General features: G+C 50.0%; 13 protein-coding genes. 8 read left to right on the top strand and 5 right to left on the bottom strand.

Annotation, left to right across the window (positions count from 1 at the left end; genetic code table 11):
- Positions 1-73 precede the first annotated feature (73 nt).
- Positions 74-817, top strand: a complete 744-nt coding sequence (locus ACFQ03_RS24300; protein WP_379291562.1) for an HAD family hydrolase — start codon at positions 74-76, stop codon at positions 815-817.
- 83 nt (positions 818-900) lie between these two features.
- On the opposite strand, the gene ACFQ03_RS24295 is transcribed toward ACFQ03_RS24300, so the two are convergent.
- From ACFQ03_RS24295 to ACFQ03_RS24280, 4 genes are read right to left on the bottom strand one after another with little or no spacing between them, the layout of a single operon-like run.
- Positions 901-1743, bottom strand: a complete 843-nt coding sequence (locus ACFQ03_RS24295) for an energy-coupling factor transporter transmembrane component T family protein (RefSeq protein WP_379291559.1) — start codon at positions 1741-1743, stop codon at positions 901-903.
- Positions 1736-2557 (bottom strand): energy-coupling factor ABC transporter ATP-binding protein, encoded by an 822-nt coding sequence (locus tag ACFQ03_RS24290; RefSeq protein ID WP_379291557.1) that lies wholly within the window; start codon positions 2555-2557, stop codon positions 1736-1738. The genes ACFQ03_RS24295 and ACFQ03_RS24290 overlap by 8 nt, the downstream gene beginning before the upstream one ends.
- Entirely contained in the window at positions 2554-3390 is an 837-nt protein-coding gene (locus ACFQ03_RS24285) for an energy-coupling factor ABC transporter ATP-binding protein (protein WP_379291555.1), read from the bottom strand. Before ACFQ03_RS24285 ends, ACFQ03_RS24290 begins: the two co-directional genes overlap by 4 nt.
- Positions 3383-3991: a QueT transporter family protein gene (locus ACFQ03_RS24280; protein ID WP_144940499.1), complete on the bottom strand. Its 609-nt coding sequence runs from the start codon at positions 3989-3991 to the stop codon at positions 3383-3385. Before ACFQ03_RS24280 ends, ACFQ03_RS24285 begins: the two co-directional genes overlap by 8 nt.
- 324 nt (positions 3992-4315) lie before the next feature.
- On the opposite strand from ACFQ03_RS24280, the gene ACFQ03_RS24275 reads away from it, so the two are divergent.
- On the top strand, positions 4316-5083 hold the full coding sequence (locus ACFQ03_RS24275) for a YheC/YheD family protein (RefSeq protein WP_144940497.1): 768 nt from the start codon (positions 4316-4318) through the stop codon (positions 5081-5083).
- 97 nt (positions 5084-5180) lie between these two features.
- On the opposite strand, the gene ACFQ03_RS24270 is transcribed toward ACFQ03_RS24275, so the two are convergent.
- Positions 5181-5978 (bottom strand): HAD-IIA family hydrolase, encoded by a 798-nt coding sequence (locus ACFQ03_RS24270; RefSeq protein WP_379291552.1) that lies wholly within the window; start codon positions 5976-5978, stop codon positions 5181-5183.
- A gap of 432 nt (positions 5979-6410) precedes the next feature.
- On the opposite strand from ACFQ03_RS24270, the gene ACFQ03_RS24265 reads away from it, so the two are divergent.
- The 6 genes from ACFQ03_RS24265 (at position 6411) to ACFQ03_RS24240 (ending at position 18845) form a co-directional block, all read left to right on the top strand.
- Positions 6411-7622 (top strand): S-layer homology domain-containing protein, encoded by a 1212-nt coding sequence (locus ACFQ03_RS24265; protein WP_379291549.1) that lies wholly within the window; start codon positions 6411-6413, stop codon positions 7620-7622.
- Between the two features lie 738 nt (positions 7623-8360).
- Positions 8361-13922, top strand: coding sequence for a glycoside hydrolase family 78 protein (locus ACFQ03_RS24260; RefSeq protein WP_379291547.1), 5562 nt, complete (start codon positions 8361-8363; stop codon positions 13920-13922).
- 486 nt (positions 13923-14408) lie between these two features.
- A complete protein-coding gene (locus ACFQ03_RS24255; RefSeq protein WP_379291544.1) occupies positions 14409-15851 on the top strand; it encodes an erythromycin esterase family protein in 1443 nt (480 codons plus the stop codon).
- Positions 15852-16111: 260 nt separating this feature from the next.
- On the top strand, positions 16112-17221 hold the full coding sequence (locus ACFQ03_RS24250; protein WP_379291542.1) for an ABC transporter ATP-binding protein: 1110 nt from the start codon (positions 16112-16114) through the stop codon (positions 17219-17221).
- A complete protein-coding gene (locus ACFQ03_RS24245; protein ID WP_144940485.1) occupies positions 17222-18067 on the top strand; it encodes an ABC transporter permease in 846 nt (281 codons plus the stop codon).
- Entirely contained in the window at positions 18051-18845 is a 795-nt protein-coding gene (locus ACFQ03_RS24240) for an ABC transporter permease (RefSeq protein WP_144940483.1), read from the top strand. The genes ACFQ03_RS24245 and ACFQ03_RS24240 overlap by 17 nt, the downstream gene beginning before the upstream one ends.
- The last annotated feature ends 192 nt before the right edge of the window (positions 18846-19037 follow it).

Raw genomic sequence — 19037 nt, 5'->3', positions numbered from 1 at the left:
TTGTCAAAGATGAAATCGTGCGAAAGAGCGAGAAAAACGGGGAAAACATTAATTTATTGAGGGAGGCGGGGGAATGAGCAGCTATAAATTGCTAGCGCTCGATATGGACGGAACGTTGCTGGATAATGAGCATTCGATTTCACAGGAGAACAGGCGTTGGATAGCAAAAGCCCGCGAAGCAGGGATAACGGTAATGCTGGCTACAGGACGGAACCTTCCATCCGTCATGCCATATTTTCAGCAATTGGAGCTTGACGGACCGTTGGTAACCGTGAATGGAAGCGACGTTTGGCTCAGGCCGGGCGAGCTGCTGCAGCGTACGCTGCTGCGGCCGGAGGCGGTGACGGAGCTTGTGCGGTTAGCGAGGCATTGCGAAGTGAAATTCTGGGGCCATGCCGTGGAAGGAACCTTCAGGCAAGACCGCTGGCCGGACCAGGAGGAGGCGTTTCAGTGGTTCAGTTTTGCCGTGCATTCCGAGAACAAGGAGAATCTGGAGTGGATTCGCAGGGAATCCTTGAGGATCGGAGCCTTTGAAATTTCCAATTCCCATCCCTGCAATCTGGAATTCAATCCTCCGGGAATTCATAAAGCGAGCGGAGTCGGCAAAGTATGCGAAATGCTTGGAATCAGCATGGACGAGGTGATTGCTGCGGGTGACAGCATCAATGACCTCGCTTTGATTCGTGCAGCCGGTCTGGGCGCGGCTATGGGCAACGCGCAGGAGGAAGTGAAGAGAGCCGCGGATACTGTTGCCCCGGCGAATACCGAGGATGGCGTAGCCGTTCTAATCCAGAGGTATATATTCGGCCTGGAGTGATCTGTTGAATAGCGAACGACTGCCGCTTAACAAAAAGGAAAAAAGCCTTCGACCCTTCTAGCTAGGATATCGGAGGCTTTTTCTTAGATTCGGGTAGGAATAAGAATGCCGTACAAATTCGGATGCAGGCGCGCCAAATACAGGCAGAGGCCTACAAGGCAAGCACTGATTACAATCCAGGCGATTTCTTGTCCTTTCCAGCGGGGCATCCGGTAATACCGATGCTTGCGGTTGCGAATTTGAAAGCCCTTGGAATCCAGAGCGTTGGCGATAAGCTGAACTCTCTTTAACGAGGTAAAGATCAAGGGAATGATCAAGGCCGCATATGCCTTCAGCTTGGTGAACAGGCTGCCACGATCCCATCGGACCCCCCGGACCATCTGCGCTTCCCGGATCGTCGCCAGATCATTCTTGACGAGGGGGATGAAGCGAAAGATGAGCGAGATCAGGAAGCCGATGGAGAAAGGAAGGCCGATTCCTTTCAAGGCCATGGCCATTTCCCGCGGAGAGGTTGTAAATAAATAGAATACCGACAGCATCACAAGGGTAGCGATACGTAATCCCATGCCTATCGACCATAATATTCCCGTATCCGTTATCTGAATCGCATATCCGATCCAAGGGATCGTGCCTTCCCAATATGCATTTCCCACCCGGACAAACAGCAGCCAGGAAACTGCAGTGAAGACGGAGGAAATGCCCCCCAGAATAAGAAAGGTCCGGAAGAGCGAACGCGTCCAGCCGATTCGGGACACGAGCAGCAGGTGAAGCAGAGCTACACCGGCCAAATATCGGGGATCTTGAAAGATCAAGGCCAGGCTGCCGGCCAGAAGAAATAGAAGCAGCTTGGCGCTGGGATGCATTCCCGCCATTGTTCGGGAACTTGGCGCTGCTGACGGTACTGCAGAATGTACAGGGTTACTCATGTTCATCTTCCTTTGCCGCACGCTGTTGTAAACCCTCCAGGGTGAGCGGGAGAGGACTGGACCATCCGCAGCCCAGCGCAAACCGGGTTACCGATGGAGGCTCTACCTGCGCTTCAGCCAGAACATCCGGCTTGGCGAATACCTCTTCCGTACTGCCATCCTCTATAATCACTCCCTGCCGGAGGACGATGACGCGATGGGCATAGCGGGCAACAAGACGCATATCGTGGGTCACCATCAGGATAGTGTGTCCCTCTTGGTTTAACTGTTCGATGAGCGACATCATGTCCGTGACGCCGCGGTGATCGAGACCGGTGGTAGGCTCATCGAGCACAATCACCTGCGGCTTCATGGCAAGCACGGAGGCGACGGCAATCTTCTGCCGTTCCCCTTTGCCGGCAAAATAAGGCTCTTCCGCGCGTGCTTCATTCAATCCGACGGCAGTCAGAGCTTCGGTTACCCGGTTCTCCACTTCCTCTTCCGACAGCCCGAGATTTCGGGGCCCGAAGGCGACCTCATCCCAAATGGTGGATTGAAAAATTTGGTGATCCGGGTTCTGGTAGCAGTAAGACACCGTGGAAGATAAATCGGAAATAGCCATTGAAGCCGTGTCCCGTCCATCTACATACACTTTGCCGGAGGTCGGCTTGTACAAGCCGTTGCAATGCTTGGCCAGCGTTGTCTTACCTGAGCCGTTGCCGCCGATCAACGCAACCGATTCCCCGCGCCTTAGCGAGAAATGGATATTTTTCAGCACGGGCCGGCCCGGGTGATATTGATAATGAACATGCTCGAAGCGAAGGATGGCTGTCATACGCCCGATCCCTCCTTTGCCCGGAGCGACCGGTACCAGCGGACCGCTTCTTCTACGGATAAGGGGGGCGTAACCGGTACGCTCTCTTGCCTCCGAAGCCCGTGATGGAAGCTGATTAGATCCGGGACGTAGATGCCGGAAGCCTCAAGCAGCTCGGTCATAGCGAAGAACTCTCCGGCCGGGGCATCCACGGTAATAGCCCCGTTGCCCAGCAGAATCATTCGGTCGCAGAATTGAGCCAGCTCCTCCGTTGCATGAGACGATACGATAATCGTCATTTCCCGCTCCAGCTTCAACTGCTGCAGCAGTGCAAAAACCTCTCTGGCGCCTAACGGATCAAGCTCGGAGGTCGGCTCGTCCAGGATGAGAATGGGTGGTGAAACCGCCAATGCGGAGGCGATGGCCACCCTCTGCTTCTCCCCTCCCGACAAATCGAAAGGAGAGCGCCGTTCAAATCCGGACAAACGGACCCGCTCCAGCACTCTTGGAATGATCCGATCGATATCTTCATCGCGGTATCCCCGATTTTCCAACGGAAAAGCGATCTCTTCCTCCACCGTCAAACCGATGAATTGAGTCTCGGGGTCCTGGAAGACGATTCCGATCTCCCCTTCCGCCAGGCGGGTTCCCGAGAATTCCCCTTCGTAATTGGAGGGAATCAGACCGCTTAGGGCGAGAAGAAGCGTCGTTTTACCGGCTCCGGACGGTCCGGTCACCCCTACGACCTCTCCCCGGCGGACTCGCAGATGGATCCCGTTCAAAGCCGGATGGCTGCGGTCCTCATAACGCCAGGAAACATCTTCGAGTTCAAGAATCGGTTTCTCCTCACGCATTGTTGACTCCTTGATTATTTACTGTCGATCCGGAGGTCCGAATGGGCAGACCGCGGTATAGGCCGGCTCTCTTGACGAAAGGATGGAGCAGTCTCAGCAGCACCGGACCAAGCACTCCGGTGGCGATAGCCTGGTTGGCAAACACAATCGGCGTGAAGGCAGTGGCAATCTCAACGGGAGTAAAGCCGAGAAGCACATTCACCCAGATCGATCCGGCTATGATACCCGAAGCGAGTATGACCACGAAGAAATAATATTCGACGACGCTTCGTATGGTTTTCAGAAGGGGATGGCTGACGAACAATAACCCGAGAAAACCGCCCAGAAAGTTAATGATAAAACCGACGATCAGCTTATGCGGCAGCGGATCGCCTATGATCAGATCGTTAATGAGATTGCCGAAGGCGAGACCCAGGCAGCCGGGCAATCCAAACAGCATTCCGAATACCGGTTGTAGGGCGTTGGCCGGACGAACCGGAACGGAAGGAATCAATTTAATGTTCGCCAGCGTCATGAGAGCAACCGCGTATAATGCAGCGAGTACGACGACCAGCACATAGTCTACGGTTGTCCATTTCCGCCGGAATATGGCAGCGAACATGGCAGGACCTCCTGATTAAGCAATAGTTTTGATGTCTCTATCAATCTTAAACCTATCCAGTCTGGCTGGCAATATGATCTTTTTCCAAGCAAGCACCTTGCGAGCGGCTGAGTAAGCGGCCTGCCGGGGTTCCGCATCGTTAATGAGGGCCTATTCGGTTTTATAGCTCTTCTTACTCGGGCCATCTCTATGCTGTAAGGACATGGACCTGGAATAGTAGGCTGGTGCTAATGATTTGGTTCAAATGTCTATTTCTTATCTAACTAAACGATCACACAGCCATTCACCGTGACGGGCACATACAGTATTTTGAGGTGAATTCGATTGAGAACAAAAAACTACAATAGCGCCACCATAGTTGGTAAGCTGAAAGTCTATTATTATTTGGCAGCGAATCACCAGGTCAGCAAACATCTCCCTTACACCACTTCTTTCTCGAAAAAAAATCTTAAACGAATGACCGAATCGTTCCGGTGCTTGTACATTAAACCTAACGTAGGTTCCCTAGGTATCGGTATCTATAAGCTGGAAACGGATGACGAAGGATATCTGCTTCGTTCCAGGAAGAGAACCAGAAGGTTTACAGACATTCATTCGTTATACCGCCATCTGCTTAATGTAAAAAAGAAAAAACTGCTTATTCAACAGGCTGTCGGTTTGGATCGGGTGCAGGGGAACCCTTATGATTTACGCGCCATGGTTCAACGTAAGCCCAAAGGCAAGTGGACGTGTACCGGCGTTATCGCCAAAGTGGGCAAGCCGAATAAAATCGTCACCAATTATCATCAAGGCGGCAGGCTGGTCAATATGAGCAAACTGTTCAGACAGCTTCAGCTTTCCCCGGAGGAAGGGGAGGAAAGATTGGCACTAATAAGAAAGACCGCGCTTCAAATTGCCCGCGTACTGAGCAAGAAGAAGTCCGGCATGCGGGAGATGGGGATTGATTTCGCCGTTGAAGAGGAGAGCAAGCAGCTGTTCGTACTGGAGGTCAATTCCAGACAGCCCCAATTTGCCCCTATTAGAAAGGTGGACCGGGCTATGTACAATAGGGTCATGTCATATGCCCGGGCATACGGAAGAAAGCATGGGTAATTTCGCTTGATGGAAAGTTAGCGGGCAAGGAAGAAGCCGCCGCTTGACTTCTTAAACTTTAAATGATCTGCGTTATCGCCATGGTCACACAATCTCGTTATCGTTTCGCGGCAAGGCGTTCAAAGAGCTCCAGCAGATCGCGGCACACCAGGTCTGGTCGGATGGCTGAGCCGGCGATCAGCTTGTCCGCTTGATCGGGTGTCACGAGACCGGTCAAAACCAGCGCAGTCCGGCATCCGGCCGAGATTCCTCCTTGAATATCGGTCCGAAGGTTATCTCCCACAACCCAGGCTTCGCCGGCGGGAATGCCGAGTGCTTCGACGGCCATCTCGAGCAGAATGGACGATGGCTTGCCGATAACGACCGGCTCGGCTTCGCTCGCCATCCGGATGGCTGCCGCCAGGGAACCTGCTCCCGGCCGGAAGCCGCCTTCACCGGGCAGCAGATGGTCCGGGTTCGTCAGGACATAAGCGGCGCCGTTCCGAATGTGGCGGACGGCCGCCTCGAGCTTGGAGTAACTGAACTGCCGATCGATTCCCTGAAGGACGAATTCAGGTTCTTCCCCGGTGACCACGAGGCCTGCCTCATGAGCGGCATGCAGCAGACCTTCTTCGCCGATGACGAAGGTGCGTGCCCCCGGCTGCCGTCCCGAGATATAGCGGGCCGCGGCCTGAGCGGAAGTAAGGACTTCGTCCGGCCGAGCTTCCACACCGGCTACGGAACGCAGGTGTTCCGCGACCTGCTCCGGCCGCCGGCTGGAATTGTTGGTGGCGTAAACGAAGGGAAAGCCGGCTTCCCGAAGCCGTTCGATAAACTCGGCCGCTCCCGGTATGGGACGGGTTCCCGCGTACATAGTGCCGTCCAAATCGATGATAAATCCCGGTTTGTTATGCATATTAAGCCCTCCTCAGAGCATTATGGCAGATGGATGAGAAAATATCTTTAGCTCCTTAGCCTAACGTAGCATGATTCCGCGATAGAGATCAATGGATACGCAGAGTCAAAGTAGGTCTTGCCATAGATTGGAATATCGCTTATAGTAGAGACAAATCCAATAAACCGTGCGGAAGAACCGCCCTTATTCTCGAATGCGAGTATAGGGGCGGTTTGTTTATTTTGGCCGCACTGAACTCTCCGTTAAGCTTTTCCTCAAATGAGGATTTACTAGTTAAATTTGTCAAATTAGGAGGAATGAACTATTTGTTTGTAGAAATTGTTATAGGTATAAAAGCCTAATCGGCCGTAGGCTGCCCTTTCTTTGGATCCTATTGGAAGCCTGTTTTAGGCCATATTATAGCATTCACAATAATCATTGGAGGTTTGAAACATGAAAACAATTCCATTCAAAAACAAATTCATTACCGTTGGCGTAGCCGCAGCATTAATGATGACGGGATGCACCAATCATTCGTCCTTGCTTGCCGCAGGCAAAGAGGAGCCGCAGGAAGAGAGAACAGGCGCTGTAAAGGAGGCTAAGGCCCCGGTTCAAGTTTACTTGTCGGATATTAAAGGCCACTGGGGTGAGCAATCGATTCAGCAAGCGATAGAGGCCGGTTATGTGGACGGATATGAGGATGGTACGTTTAGGCCGGATAGCGACATTACACGGGCTGAGTATGTAACTATGGTTACGAAAGCTATGGGTTTAAATCCATTGAAAAAGAATAGCGACGACCAATGGTACGATCCCTATATTTCGGCTGTCGTCAATGCCGGATATCACCGGTACTCGGACTTTAATAATGGAACATGGGATACCCCGATTACCCGATTGGAAATGGCCAGAATCGCCGTTCGGGCGTCCAATGAAGAACGGCAATCGGCAGATAATCAAACCAGCGACGAAGAATTGATGTTCCTGGCGACCAAAACTGGAATGATCACCGGAATGGCCGATGGGCAACTGGGTAAAGAGGAAACGGCCACTCGGGCGCAATCTGTGACCATTATTCAACGCATCCTGGATTTGAAGGAAGGCAAGGAGCTGGAAGTCGATAAACGGGCAGCCAGCTACGCTGAGGTTGAGTGGCGTAACACGAATATGGAGTCGATTTTGGGGGTTCTACCAGAGGAATTTCCGATGGATTTGTCTTATGGGGCAGAGGTAGATGTCACATTAAAGCAAGTATTGGTGGTGGATATGGAAGATCCGGATGCGGCATTTAGATCTTGGTTTCCTAAGGTGATCAAGAAGTATGATGCAAGCGAATCGATTAATGATTATCTAATAGCTATGGAACTTACTTTTTCCAATAATACGTTACGTGAAGGATACTGGGATTCTTCACAATATTTTGGGGCAGGTTATCATTTTAATGAAGCAATTATTGATCCTGATGTCCAGGAACAAACCCATGTGAAATATATTGAAATGTATTCAATGAAGAAACACTTCAATGGATCTGGTTGGTTGTTAATGACTATGTCAAAAACAGAGGTGGAAGATAGGATTTCTACTGGAGACTTTTGGATCGATATATCTAACAGATATGAACCTCAAAAAGGCTTTAATTATTTGACAAAGCCAATGAGGGAATAAGGTGATATAGACGTGAAAGTAAAGAGGTTTTTTAAACCAATCATTGCAGTTCTATTAACCCTACTTTTGTTAAGTAGTATTTTACTACTTTTTCCTAGTGGAAAACTGCAAGCAGAGTCTTTAGATATCCAATTTGGTGGATCTGAGGTAATTATAGACAACGTAAAATATTCCTATCTTCCTTCGAGTACTCTTTCCGGACTAACTGTAAATCTAAATTTCGGTAATCGGGAGATTGATTATTGGGAAATCGAAGTGAACGGAACCAAAACCAAAAACGGTGGAACATTATCTGGGAATGTACTTACGCTTCCTGACGTTAAAGGTATTGAAAAACAAGTTGCCAACAAAACGGAAACGAATCCAGGGCACTATATTTGGCGAAATGCTGCAGGAACCCATTGGCAAACGCAAGGAGAGCGAACAGCAAAATACTCCTTTCCTGGAAGTTGTGTGAAGAATGGTGTATCCGATTGCCCGGGACCTTTTCCCAGCCATCTTCCCTATGATTTGCAGTTTCAGGGCAAAGCCGTAACGACCGCTTATGAAGTGGATTCTCCAAGTCTATATTACCTAGATGAGAGTATGATTAGAAACCCGGCTGGTAAAACGATACCCGTATCCGCAGTAGTACCAGAAAGTATTCGTATTATTAAAGAAAAATCAACGAGTATAACTCGAAATGTAGACATTCTGGATACTGGTGGTGTAGCTGAAGGAGCTCTACCGGGAAAAGGAATGATGCGAGTTGCAAAGATGCTTGATGAAGAAAATAGTAGGAAGGGAACCGATTGGAAAGACATTCCTTCGGATACTCCAATTACCGGGCATACTGAAGGCCGAAATTATGAAATGAAGATCAATGCCTTCTGGCAAGGGATCTCCTACGAATATAGCGGTAAAGTGACGGTGTATTTGAAGCCAACAGAGAAACCAGATTTAGGCAGCCTAGACTTCAAAACTTTGGTGGATTGTATTGCTTTAAATGTGGAGACACCGTTTGAGTTTTCCTTTAGTAACGGTGGACGAGCCATCGATACACCATTTACGGTCGAAGTGTGGGTTGCCGGCCAGCTTCATAAGACATTCAATTATTCGAAGATGGGGTCCAATCAGACGATCAAGGAGCAGTTCACGTATAAGTTTACGAATGAACGGTCCACCGAATTTGTCATCAAGCTAGATCCGGATAACCGAATCGTCGAAGAAACGAAGTCTAATAATGAGATCAAGAAGCAATATGCGGCCAGCCGATATTGTGACGACGGACCGATTGAAGAAAAGGAGATTACCGGGGATTTTGAAATTGTACCCGGCAAAATTCAGTTCCGAGATTCCTTTACGCTCAAGCCGAAAAATATTGTGGTGAAGGGAACCGGCTGTGAATACGTCAGCCATAAATTCCGGTATTATCAAAATGGGTGGAGCGTAGAGGATACGCCACTCGTTAAAGGAAAAACCCAAAATTATGTCCAAAGATACCCTTATTCCCTACAAGTGGGAACGGTTCAAGTGTACATGCAGATACAAACGACCTGCGGAAATTCCGACTGGATCGGGCCGAAGCCGTTGGAGATTGAAACGAATCCGGATAACCGGCCGCCTGTGTTCAGTATCGGTTGGTTTCAGCAAGGGGATTATTATGGTTTTATTCCTTCAGCCACCATTGTCGTCAAGGATTCCTATGTGAACCTACGGGTTATCCAAAATCCGACAACCAATCCACCCGAGCCTTATGATCCGGACGGGGACCCAATCGAATACTATTTCCACTTCGAAGATAGTAAGAGTTCATGGATTCGCGGATTGCCGGATTATTACCGGCTCTGGCCCGGAAATACGGAGTTCAACAATCTAAAAGCTACAGAGCTGGGAACACATGAAATCATGGCGACCGCAACGGATCCCCAAGGAGCTTCTTCAACCAGCAAGGCGATGATTACGGTGGTCGAGCCTAACCCGATCCCCATCATAACTGCACCTGATTCCGTAGTTGAGGGACGTCCCGTGAAGCCACCGATCCATGGGGAAAACAGTTTTACGTATGTTCCCGGGCGAACCATATCCAAGCACATTTGGGAAAATAGACGGGATGTGTACCCGAAGCCGGGGATTGAAACGATCACCTTGGAAGTGGAAGACAATACCGGATTGCGTTCTTTACCCGAAAATAAAGCCATTCATAAGCTTGTGGTGAAGGAAGATTTGCCGCCGGTTCCCAAGCTGGCCTATAACTCTATCGGACTCCGGAATACACCGCTGCCGATTAAGAACGAAACATATAGTCCGGATGGTGACGCTATCGTTGTCAATGATCTGTATGTGGCCTATGATTCCAACAATGACGGCAAGTGCAACGAAGCGGACTTCCGGAAAATAGGCTCTGGCGGTGGAGTGGTGAACTACACCGCAGATAAAGTAGGGAAATATTGCCTGAAGGTGTATGCCGAGGAGGATTGGGGTAAACATGCGACCGGATACTTTTCCTTTGAAATCGTGAATCAGGCACCCGAGGTCAGTTTTACGCCGATTGGCATTTCGACCGAGCCGGAACCGATTGAATCCACTGTTTATCCGGCAAGCGATTTTATGACGAATAAATGGGTGAATACTTCTTTAGACGAGCCGAGCATTTTAAAATATTGGTCCGCAACTCCGGATGGACTGCTTGTAACAACGCCGATTATAGCCCAAAAACCGAATCAACTTCAGAAAGACCTTAACGGTTATATATCTTTACCTGTTTCTTCAGATCAGATCAAGACGCCTAAGAAACTCCCTAAACCCTACTACAGTAGGGACTTAAGAAGTCTTGCGTATAGTTTAGGTGGAGATAGATATATTATGCACGTTTGGGAGGGTTATAATAGCGTTTACTATTTAGTAGATCCAAGTGGCAACCAAACCAAATTATTCGAGGGTGGCTATTCTGATAACCATATGATTATCAGAGAAGATTTGGACCAAATAATGTTCTATTTTCGGAACTACTTAGGTTGGGTTATGGATAGGTATTATTCCGATCTTCGGGATTATGCGCTGTATCGAATTTCAGACTTGGCAAGAGGTAAGGTAGAGCCCTTAGAGACATCGCACGTTTCTATACAAGAAACCAAATACGGGGAAACCGTCACTGTGGACGGGAAGATTCTAAAATTCTCTGACGGAACTGGAACGTATGATGCCGACAGCTTCTTGAAGTTTAATAGTGATGTCAAAAAAATTGACTTGTCTAACCGCAGAATATATTCCTATTCTTATGATAACTTAGTGACCCCTTATAAGGTTGAAAGTTATTCGAATGTACCTGCTGCTGACATGCAATATAGTAATCCTAAACATCCCGATTATCTTCCTGCTTATTTGAATACTGATATTCAGGATTCCAGGGGAAATAAGTACAGCATTGTTAATGCACATTTAAAAGATACGAATAGAGGGTGGGTAGGATACTTAGTCCGCTGGGATGGATACTCTGGCAAGCCTCAGGTTCTTACTGAACTTGAAGATGTTTCTTATCTCGGAGCAAGTATCTGGAGTAAGGTCCAAGAAGATAGGTATCTTATAATCCACTGGAAAGACAAGTACCACCAATACGACCTTGTTACCGGAAGCCTCAGACAAGTAGATTATCGTCCTCCCACTCTCCCCTATTGGGGAGGAGTCAATGGTATTGGGATTAGAACCGACGTGATTAGGGATCCTTATGATGATGAGCGGATGGGAGAGAAATATAGAGTCGTTGACCGAAAGTCGGGAAGGGTATTATGGGATCTTCCTTTTAGTTCCGGAAGGTACGGTATTCAGGGATATGAGTTTGTGGTAGGCAGCTATTATTTCCCGGAAGAAGCTACACTATACCCATTTGAGTATAATGGAGAGCAACCACCTGACCATAACGAATGGCAGACCAATGGGCAGTTGATAAATGCCCAAATGCCTCCTTTGGCCAACGGAACGATTGCTTGGAGTCAGAAGGTTGCATATCAAGAATTCGATCATTTACCAACGGGAATGAGTTTCCGGATTCAAAACCACAAGAATATGTATCGGGTAGAATCCACTAATTCTAAGCTAAAACTAATCAAAATCGTCAATGGAAGGAAACAGACCCTTAAAGAAGTCACTCATTTCATTCCCGATAATACTTGGACCGGCTACAAAGTCGATATGCGCGGCAGCAGTCTGAAGGTGTATGAAAACGGGGTGCCAATCATTGAAGTCACGGATGGCACATTCACCCGAGGTACATTCGGCCCGTATTCCGTTCATGATACGGTTGCCTTTAAGGGGATTTCCTCCCGGATGATGCCTGCCGGAACGGATAGCGAAGTCAATGGTTATGCCATTGTCGATACGCAGGTGACTTATGATTCGACATACATTGATTTTGAAAATGACCCGAAAATTCCGGACAAAACGGAATGGAAGACAGAACATATTAATACAACAATGTTCTTGAATATCGGGGATGGCAAGAGTGGGTTGTCTGCGTTTCATAATTCCGTCCGGAAGACGCCGGTTCCGGTTTTCGATAAGGTAGGACTGTACCGGATTTCGTATCGGGAAATGGACGATCCTCATCCCAATTATCGTTATCCGAGCAATGTGTTCGGCCAATACCGGAAGTACTCGGATTTTGATATCAAAACGCTCATTGTCCATCGGAGGCCGATAGCGAATTTCACGGCCAGCATCAACAATAACAACCTGGTGGTTTGGAGTGAGCGCAGCTACGATCCGGACCGCTGCTACAGCTTCGGAAACTGTCAGGCGGCTTATGCAGGCAATCACGGGATTTACCAGAAGAAATATTATTACGTCACACCTAGCGGCCAGACTGTCCAAGGAAAGCTGCAAAGGCCAACGGAAGAAGGAGTCTATACCCTTGGATTAGCTGTAGCTGATGAATACCGGGCATGGAGCGACTGGTACGAGCAGGATATCGTTGTGAAGCAGCCTGTCGCGGCCAATCGACCTCCGAGCGTGACCTTAACCTATCCGAACGGAAGCAAGGCAAACCCGACATATGTGCCTACCGTGACACCAACGATTAAATGGAATCAAAGCGATCCCGATCCCGGTACGGTCTTTGAACTGTTTGACGTTCAGATTAAAGATGAATGGGGTCGAATTTTCCTCAAGAGGACAGGATTAGTCCAGAACACGACAGCTGCTTCGAATCAGTGGACGCTAGATGTTGCTCTGGAGCAGGGGCAGAAGTATGAGGTGCAGGTACGAGTCACGGATGGCCAAGACTATTCTCCGTGGTCCAACATCGGCTGGATGATCACGAATCGTCCTCCGGCTGCTCAGATGACCGTTCCTAACGGCACGAAGGACAAGCCTGCGATGATGGATACGCTGCGGCCGATCCTGCAATGGAAGCAAACCGATCCGGATCCGGGCACCGTATTTAAATGGTACCAGCTACAGATTATGGACGAAGCCGGAAAAGTAATTCTGGATACAGGAGAGAAGAGCCAAAATACGTCCAACACATCGGCCTCCTGGAAATTAGACAGAGATTTGCCGCCAAGGCAAAAGCTTCAGGTACGTGTTCGTGTGCATGATGGACATATCTGGTCACCATGGTCTTCTGCGACCTGGATGATGATTAACCGCCCGCCGGTTGCTGATTTCGATTGGTCGCCTAAACCGTTGTGGGAAGGAGACCCGGCAGAAGTTTTTGCCCTCGCAACCGATCCCGATGGAGATACATTAACCTACCTGTGGGAAGTGGAAGGGCCTGACGGCAAGCGTAGCATATTCGATACCCCGCGCTTTAGCCAGCGATGGCTGCAGCCCGGGCGGGTGATTGTGAAGCTGACCGTATCCGACGGTCTGGCCTCCGACTCCATTACCAAGACGATCGTGGTACAAGAGTTAACGATCCGCTCCGAGGTTCATCATACTCCTGAATGGCTGGCCAGACATGAGGAGAAGGAGCATAATACGACGGTTCCGCCTAAAGATTTTTATTCGGGGGAAGTGTTCGTCGTGCAGACGGAAAGCTCGCCGGCTCCGGTTCGTGAAGCGTCCGCTTCCTTGCAGGCCAACGGCAAAGACGGCAGTCCCATCTCTATTACTGCCCGTCTGGAGCCTGATGAAAGCGGCGTTCTCTTCCATGGAGAGCTGTATGATGAGCGGCTCGGCTCGTTGGAGGGAGGACTTCCCAAGGGGCTTCACCGCATCCGGTTCAAGATCATATATGAGAATGGGGTGGTGAAGGAGGAGGAGGTCCCCATCCGAATTATCGGATCGATTTATGACTATATCGGGGTGCACCGGATTCAGTGAGCAGGAAAGATTTACAACAGAGCTTGGGGATAAAGATGTGCAGCCCCCAATGCGGGGGATTGTAATGCATGACGGCGGTCAGTAGATCGCTCGTGCGGCCTTCCGGCCCATAACCAGAGCAGCGCGGGCCGAAAAGGCGCGCGCTGCTCTACTGGAAGGGAGGAGGGCAAGCCTGCAAGTACTTAAGTGACAAAATTGTAAGGTTTACTCATGGGATTGCAAGACTTATCAATAGCTCCCCGTAAAGTCGATGGTATATAATGCAAATGGGGAAAAATCCATACGCTGCCGCCATAGATCATTGACATAGTTTTGCCATATGAACTATCCCGGAATTTTATAGATTTCTATTTTCACAGAATTTATAACTCAGATTTTGCCAGAGCGAAAATCGATTTAAAGAATATTGGTTGGCAAGGAATAGGTTAGGCACAGCGGATGGTTTCGCCCGAACAAGCCAATGACATCAAAAGGGAGAGACAGTACATGGCACGAAAAAGATTACAGCTTGTCGCTAAAACAGTGCTTGGAATAACGATAGCCGCTTCCGGAGTATTGACAGCCGCTCCGAATGTTCTGGCTAATGAGGAGACCCCTGTCGTCGTTCAATCCATTCAATATCGGGAAGGGGATCATGTTCTCCGGTTATGGAAGGACTATTTGGAAGGTGTCGTGCACCCGTTGGAAACGATCCAGCCTGCTTCTGTGAAGGGCGGGGACGTAGGTGAGGGAGACGAGGATAAGTTTAAAGATTTACAGTTTCTGAAGTCTCTTGTGGGGGATTCGAGAATAGTCATGCTTGGGGAGAGTACTCACGGTGCCTCCGAATACAACCTTTCCAAAGTTAGACTTATTCAATTTTTGCACGAGGAAATGGGATTTGACGTAATTGCCTTCGAATCGGGCCTGGATGCAGCATTCTCATCCTATGTTCAATCGGATTCTCTAAGTCCGCTGGAATTGATGAGAAGCTCCGTATACCCGGTTTGGCACACACAGGAGGCGCTGCCTCTGTTCGAATACATAGCCGACCGCCGGAATTCGGAGAATCCGCTAATTCTAACCGGATTCGACAACCAGACCCTGTACTCTTACCGTGACTTCATTCAGAAGTGGATAGGCCCTGTTGATTCGGAAATGGCCGGGAAATGGAATCAACTGGAGGATAAAATCTGGTCGTGGTATGCCGGCGATAACAATGATTTGGAGCAGTTTTATGAGGAAAAGCCCGCGCTCTTGCAAGGGCTGCAAGAAATTTCCGCGTTCTTGCAGGCCAATGGCGAGAAGCTGAAACAAGCCTACCCGGATGATCCCGAGCTGCTGAATGTAACCAAGCGGGTACTGAAAAACCGTATTGAGTTAGTGAATACGGTTCTCGAAGCGAGCATTAAGCAGCGAGTGACGCTTGCAAGCGGGGAGATGCCGGAGTTCCGTCTGGAAGAGGATACGATGTATTTGCGGGATAGGGCGATGGCGGATAACTTGGCCTGGCTCGCCGAGGAGGTATATCCGGATAAGAAAATCATCGTCTGGGGACATAACTTCCATATTCGCAAAAGCAATACGACCGTCGGCAATACCTATAACACGCCTAATATGACCGAGCTGCTTCCGGAAAAGCTGCGCGAGGAAAGCTATGTGATCGGTTTGTATGCACATAGCGGAGTTTCGGGCGACAATATGGGAGAAGATTCTCCCTTCATCCCGGTCCAGCCGGGAAGCGTGGAGTATCTGCTCAATGAAACCGGTCATCCGTATTTGTTCGCAGACCTGAAGAATGAGCAGCGGAGAGTGTGGAACGCATGGATGTTTACTCCCCGGACCGGACTGTATTGGGGCATGTTTGAGGAGCTGTTTATTCCTCGGGAACAGTATGACGGAATCTTGTTCTTCCGGACGGTTCAGACTCCGCAATATATAAAAAAATAAAAAAAGGTTGCGTTTTGGAACAACCGATGTTAGAATCTTACAAAATTGGATGGAAGGATCTCTAGGGAGCCGACGGTTTGCACTCATTACAAACCGGTCGAACCGAGCGAGATCGGCGCATAGGGCAATAGGATGCGCTACACCGTAGGGATAAAAGACCTTCGGCAAGTTCCGCCTTAATCGGCGGCTTGCGGGAGGTCTTTTTCGCTTTATCAGGATAAAATATCCGCCGCCCGTTGGCCGGTAAAGGAGGTAAAAGGATGAAGATTATTCGTGTGGAAGGACTGAGCAAACAATTTATCCGCAAACAGAAGAGGGAGGGGCTCCTGGCCAGCTTTCGCTCGCTTGTAGCGCCGCAGTGGGTAGAGAAGGTGGCGGTGCATCCGATTGATTTTACGGTGGAGGAGGGGGAGATGCTGGCTTTCCTCGGCCCGAACGGCGCCGGTAAATCGACGACGATCAAGATGCTGACCGGAATTCTCCATCCGACCTCCGGGCATGCTGAAGTGATCGGCTACTGTCCGTGGAAAGAGCGGTCGAAGCTGGCGTACCGGATCGGATCGGTCTTCGGGCAGAAATCCCAGCTCTGGTACCACCTTCCTCCGGCGGATTCCTTCGAGTTGATGAGCCGGATTTATGAACTGGGAAGGAACGATTACAAGCAGCGGAGGGACGAACTGATTGAGCGTCTTGGCCTGTCTGCTTATCTTCACGTTCCGGTGCGCAAGCTGTCGCTGGGGGAAAGAATGAGATGCGAGCTGGCGGCCGCCCTGCTGCACCGCCCCAAGCTGGTGTTTCTCGATGAGCCCACCATTGGCCTCGACGTGATTGCCAAGCAGAAAATCCGGGAGGCAATCCGCGAGATGAATCGTCAGGAAGGGACGACGGTATTCATCACCTCTCATGATGCGGGGGACGTGGAGCAGTTGTGCAGCCGGGCCGTAGTCATTAACGACGGGCGGATTATTCTGGACGATCCGGTCTCCGTTATGAAGCGGGAGTATTTGACGATGAAGCGGGTCACTCTCGAGCTGCGAAGTGAGCCCCGGCATTGGGGACCGGAAGGAATGGCCGGAAGCGAGGAGCGGGAGAGGCGGAATGAGGGGCAGGAGCGGCTGGAAAGTAACGGCCGGCGAAGCGGCGATTCCCAGCCCTATAAAACAGGCGGCATCGGGATTCGCGGAGTTGAGCTGATCGAACTGGAAAATAACCGCCTCCGGCTGGATATTCATACGGAAATCATTACGGTGGAGGAAGTGCTCGGCTATATTGTCCGGCACTACGAGCTGGAGGATGTAACGATTGAAGACCCGCCGATGGAGGAAGTCATTACGCATATTTATGAGCGGTCCGGGAAGGAGGCGGGGTGAATGCGACGGAAAGGCTGGACGGTATCTGCCGTACTGTCACCATCCTCACTGGCGCTGAAAGCAGCGAAATATGCGGCGGTCGGAAGCATTACGCTGCGCAATCATTTGGCTTATGTGCTGGATTTTGTGATCCGCTCCTTATTTTTGATAGTCATTCTGTTCATCTTCGTGCAGCTGTGGACGGTAACCTATGCCGGTGTCGGAGAAGAGCAGATTGCCGGCTACCGCTATGGAGAAATTATCTGGTACCTGATCTTTGCCGAGGCGATCATTATGGCCTCCCCGAAGCTGAATGTGACGATCGAGGAAGAGGTCAAAACCGGCACGGTAGCCTATAGATTATCCCGGCCGCTGAGCTATGTGGGCTATCATTATGTCAGTTACATGGGAGAAGCGTTGATTCGCTTGGCCGTGAATCTCGTGGTAGGCGGAATGCTTGGCCTGCTCGTAATTGGGCCGCCGCAGCTCGGATGGGGCTGGGCCGGCTTCGGACTGATCGTTATCGGCTCGTTCACGATTAACTATTTCATTCGCATGTCTTTGTCTCTGTGCGCTTTCTGGCTGGAAGAAACTCAAGGGCTCGCATTCGTGTACGATAAAATGCTGTTTACGATCGGCGGCATGATGCTGCCGCTGGAGCTGTTTCCCGATGTCTTGAGGACGGTCTGCGAATGGCTCCCTTTTCAAACGATTGTCTATTTTGCCGCAAAAACAGCGATCCATTACGACCCGGGAACTCTGTTGGGCATGATGGCCGTACAATGGCTGTGGGCGGCCGCCTTAGGATTGTTAACGATAGCGATTTACCGGAGAGGGGTGAAGAAGCTTCATGTCAACGGCGGGTAAGCTGCTGCGGTTTTGTTTGTTTTGCTGGAAGCTGAATTTGGCGGGGGCGCTGGAGTTCAGGCTCAATTTTCTATTGACGGCGGGAATGATGCTCATCAATAACACAGTGTGGATTTTTTTCTGGGGAGTGTATTTTACAAGCTTTCCGATTGTGAACGGATGGGAGCTAACGGATGTCATGATGATGTGGGCGATCGGAACGATAGGCTTCGGGCTGTCGGCCACGTTGTTCGGCAACTCGCTGCAAATCGCCAACATAGTGGCTAACGGCCGGCTGGACGTATACCTGGCCCAGCCCAAGCCCGTCCTGCTTCATGTGCTGGTGAGCCGAATGTCGTTATCGGCTATCGGGGACGTGCTGTTTGGAGTGATTTTATACGGAATATTCGGGGATCATTCCTTGATTGGAGTGCTTCGCTTCGTTCTGGCTTCAGTGCTGGCTACGGTGTTCTTCGTTTTCTTTCACGTGCTTAGCCAGTCACTCGCCTTTTATATCGGCAATGCGGAAGGGATCGGCTATCAGTTGTTTAATATTTTTATCACTTTCAGCACGTATCCTACAGATATTTTTAAAGGCTGGGTCCGCCTCCTCCTGTTCTCGGTGATCCCTGCCGGCTTCATCAGTTATATGCCGATAGGACTGCTGCGGAACGCAGACTTCAGCTTCCTATTGTGGGCAGGGGCGGCCGCCCTTGTCCTGACTGCCGCCGCTCTGTTTGTTTTCTACCGGGGGCTGGCAAGGTACAGCTCCGGCAACCAAATCGGCTTGCGGATGTAATGCCGGCAGCGGGCTATCTACCGCCGCCTACCTGCCGGGAATTGGCGGCCGGCTTGCTTCCTCATAATGCTGGATAGGGGCCTGGAACAGAGTAGTATTGGTACTGCCCCCCGATAAGATGGGCTCCGTCCGGGGGGCAAATACCCGGCGGGCATCCGCAAAAAATTAGCTTTAATTTTCATGCGGATTTAG

It is taken from the genome of Paenibacillus residui (assembly GCF_042677205.1).
Lineage (GTDB): Bacteria > Bacillota > Bacilli > Paenibacillales > NBRC-103111 > Paenibacillus_L > Paenibacillus_L residui.
Note: the sequence above shows the minus strand (reverse complement) of the source record. Positions and strands in the feature narration are given on the sequence as shown.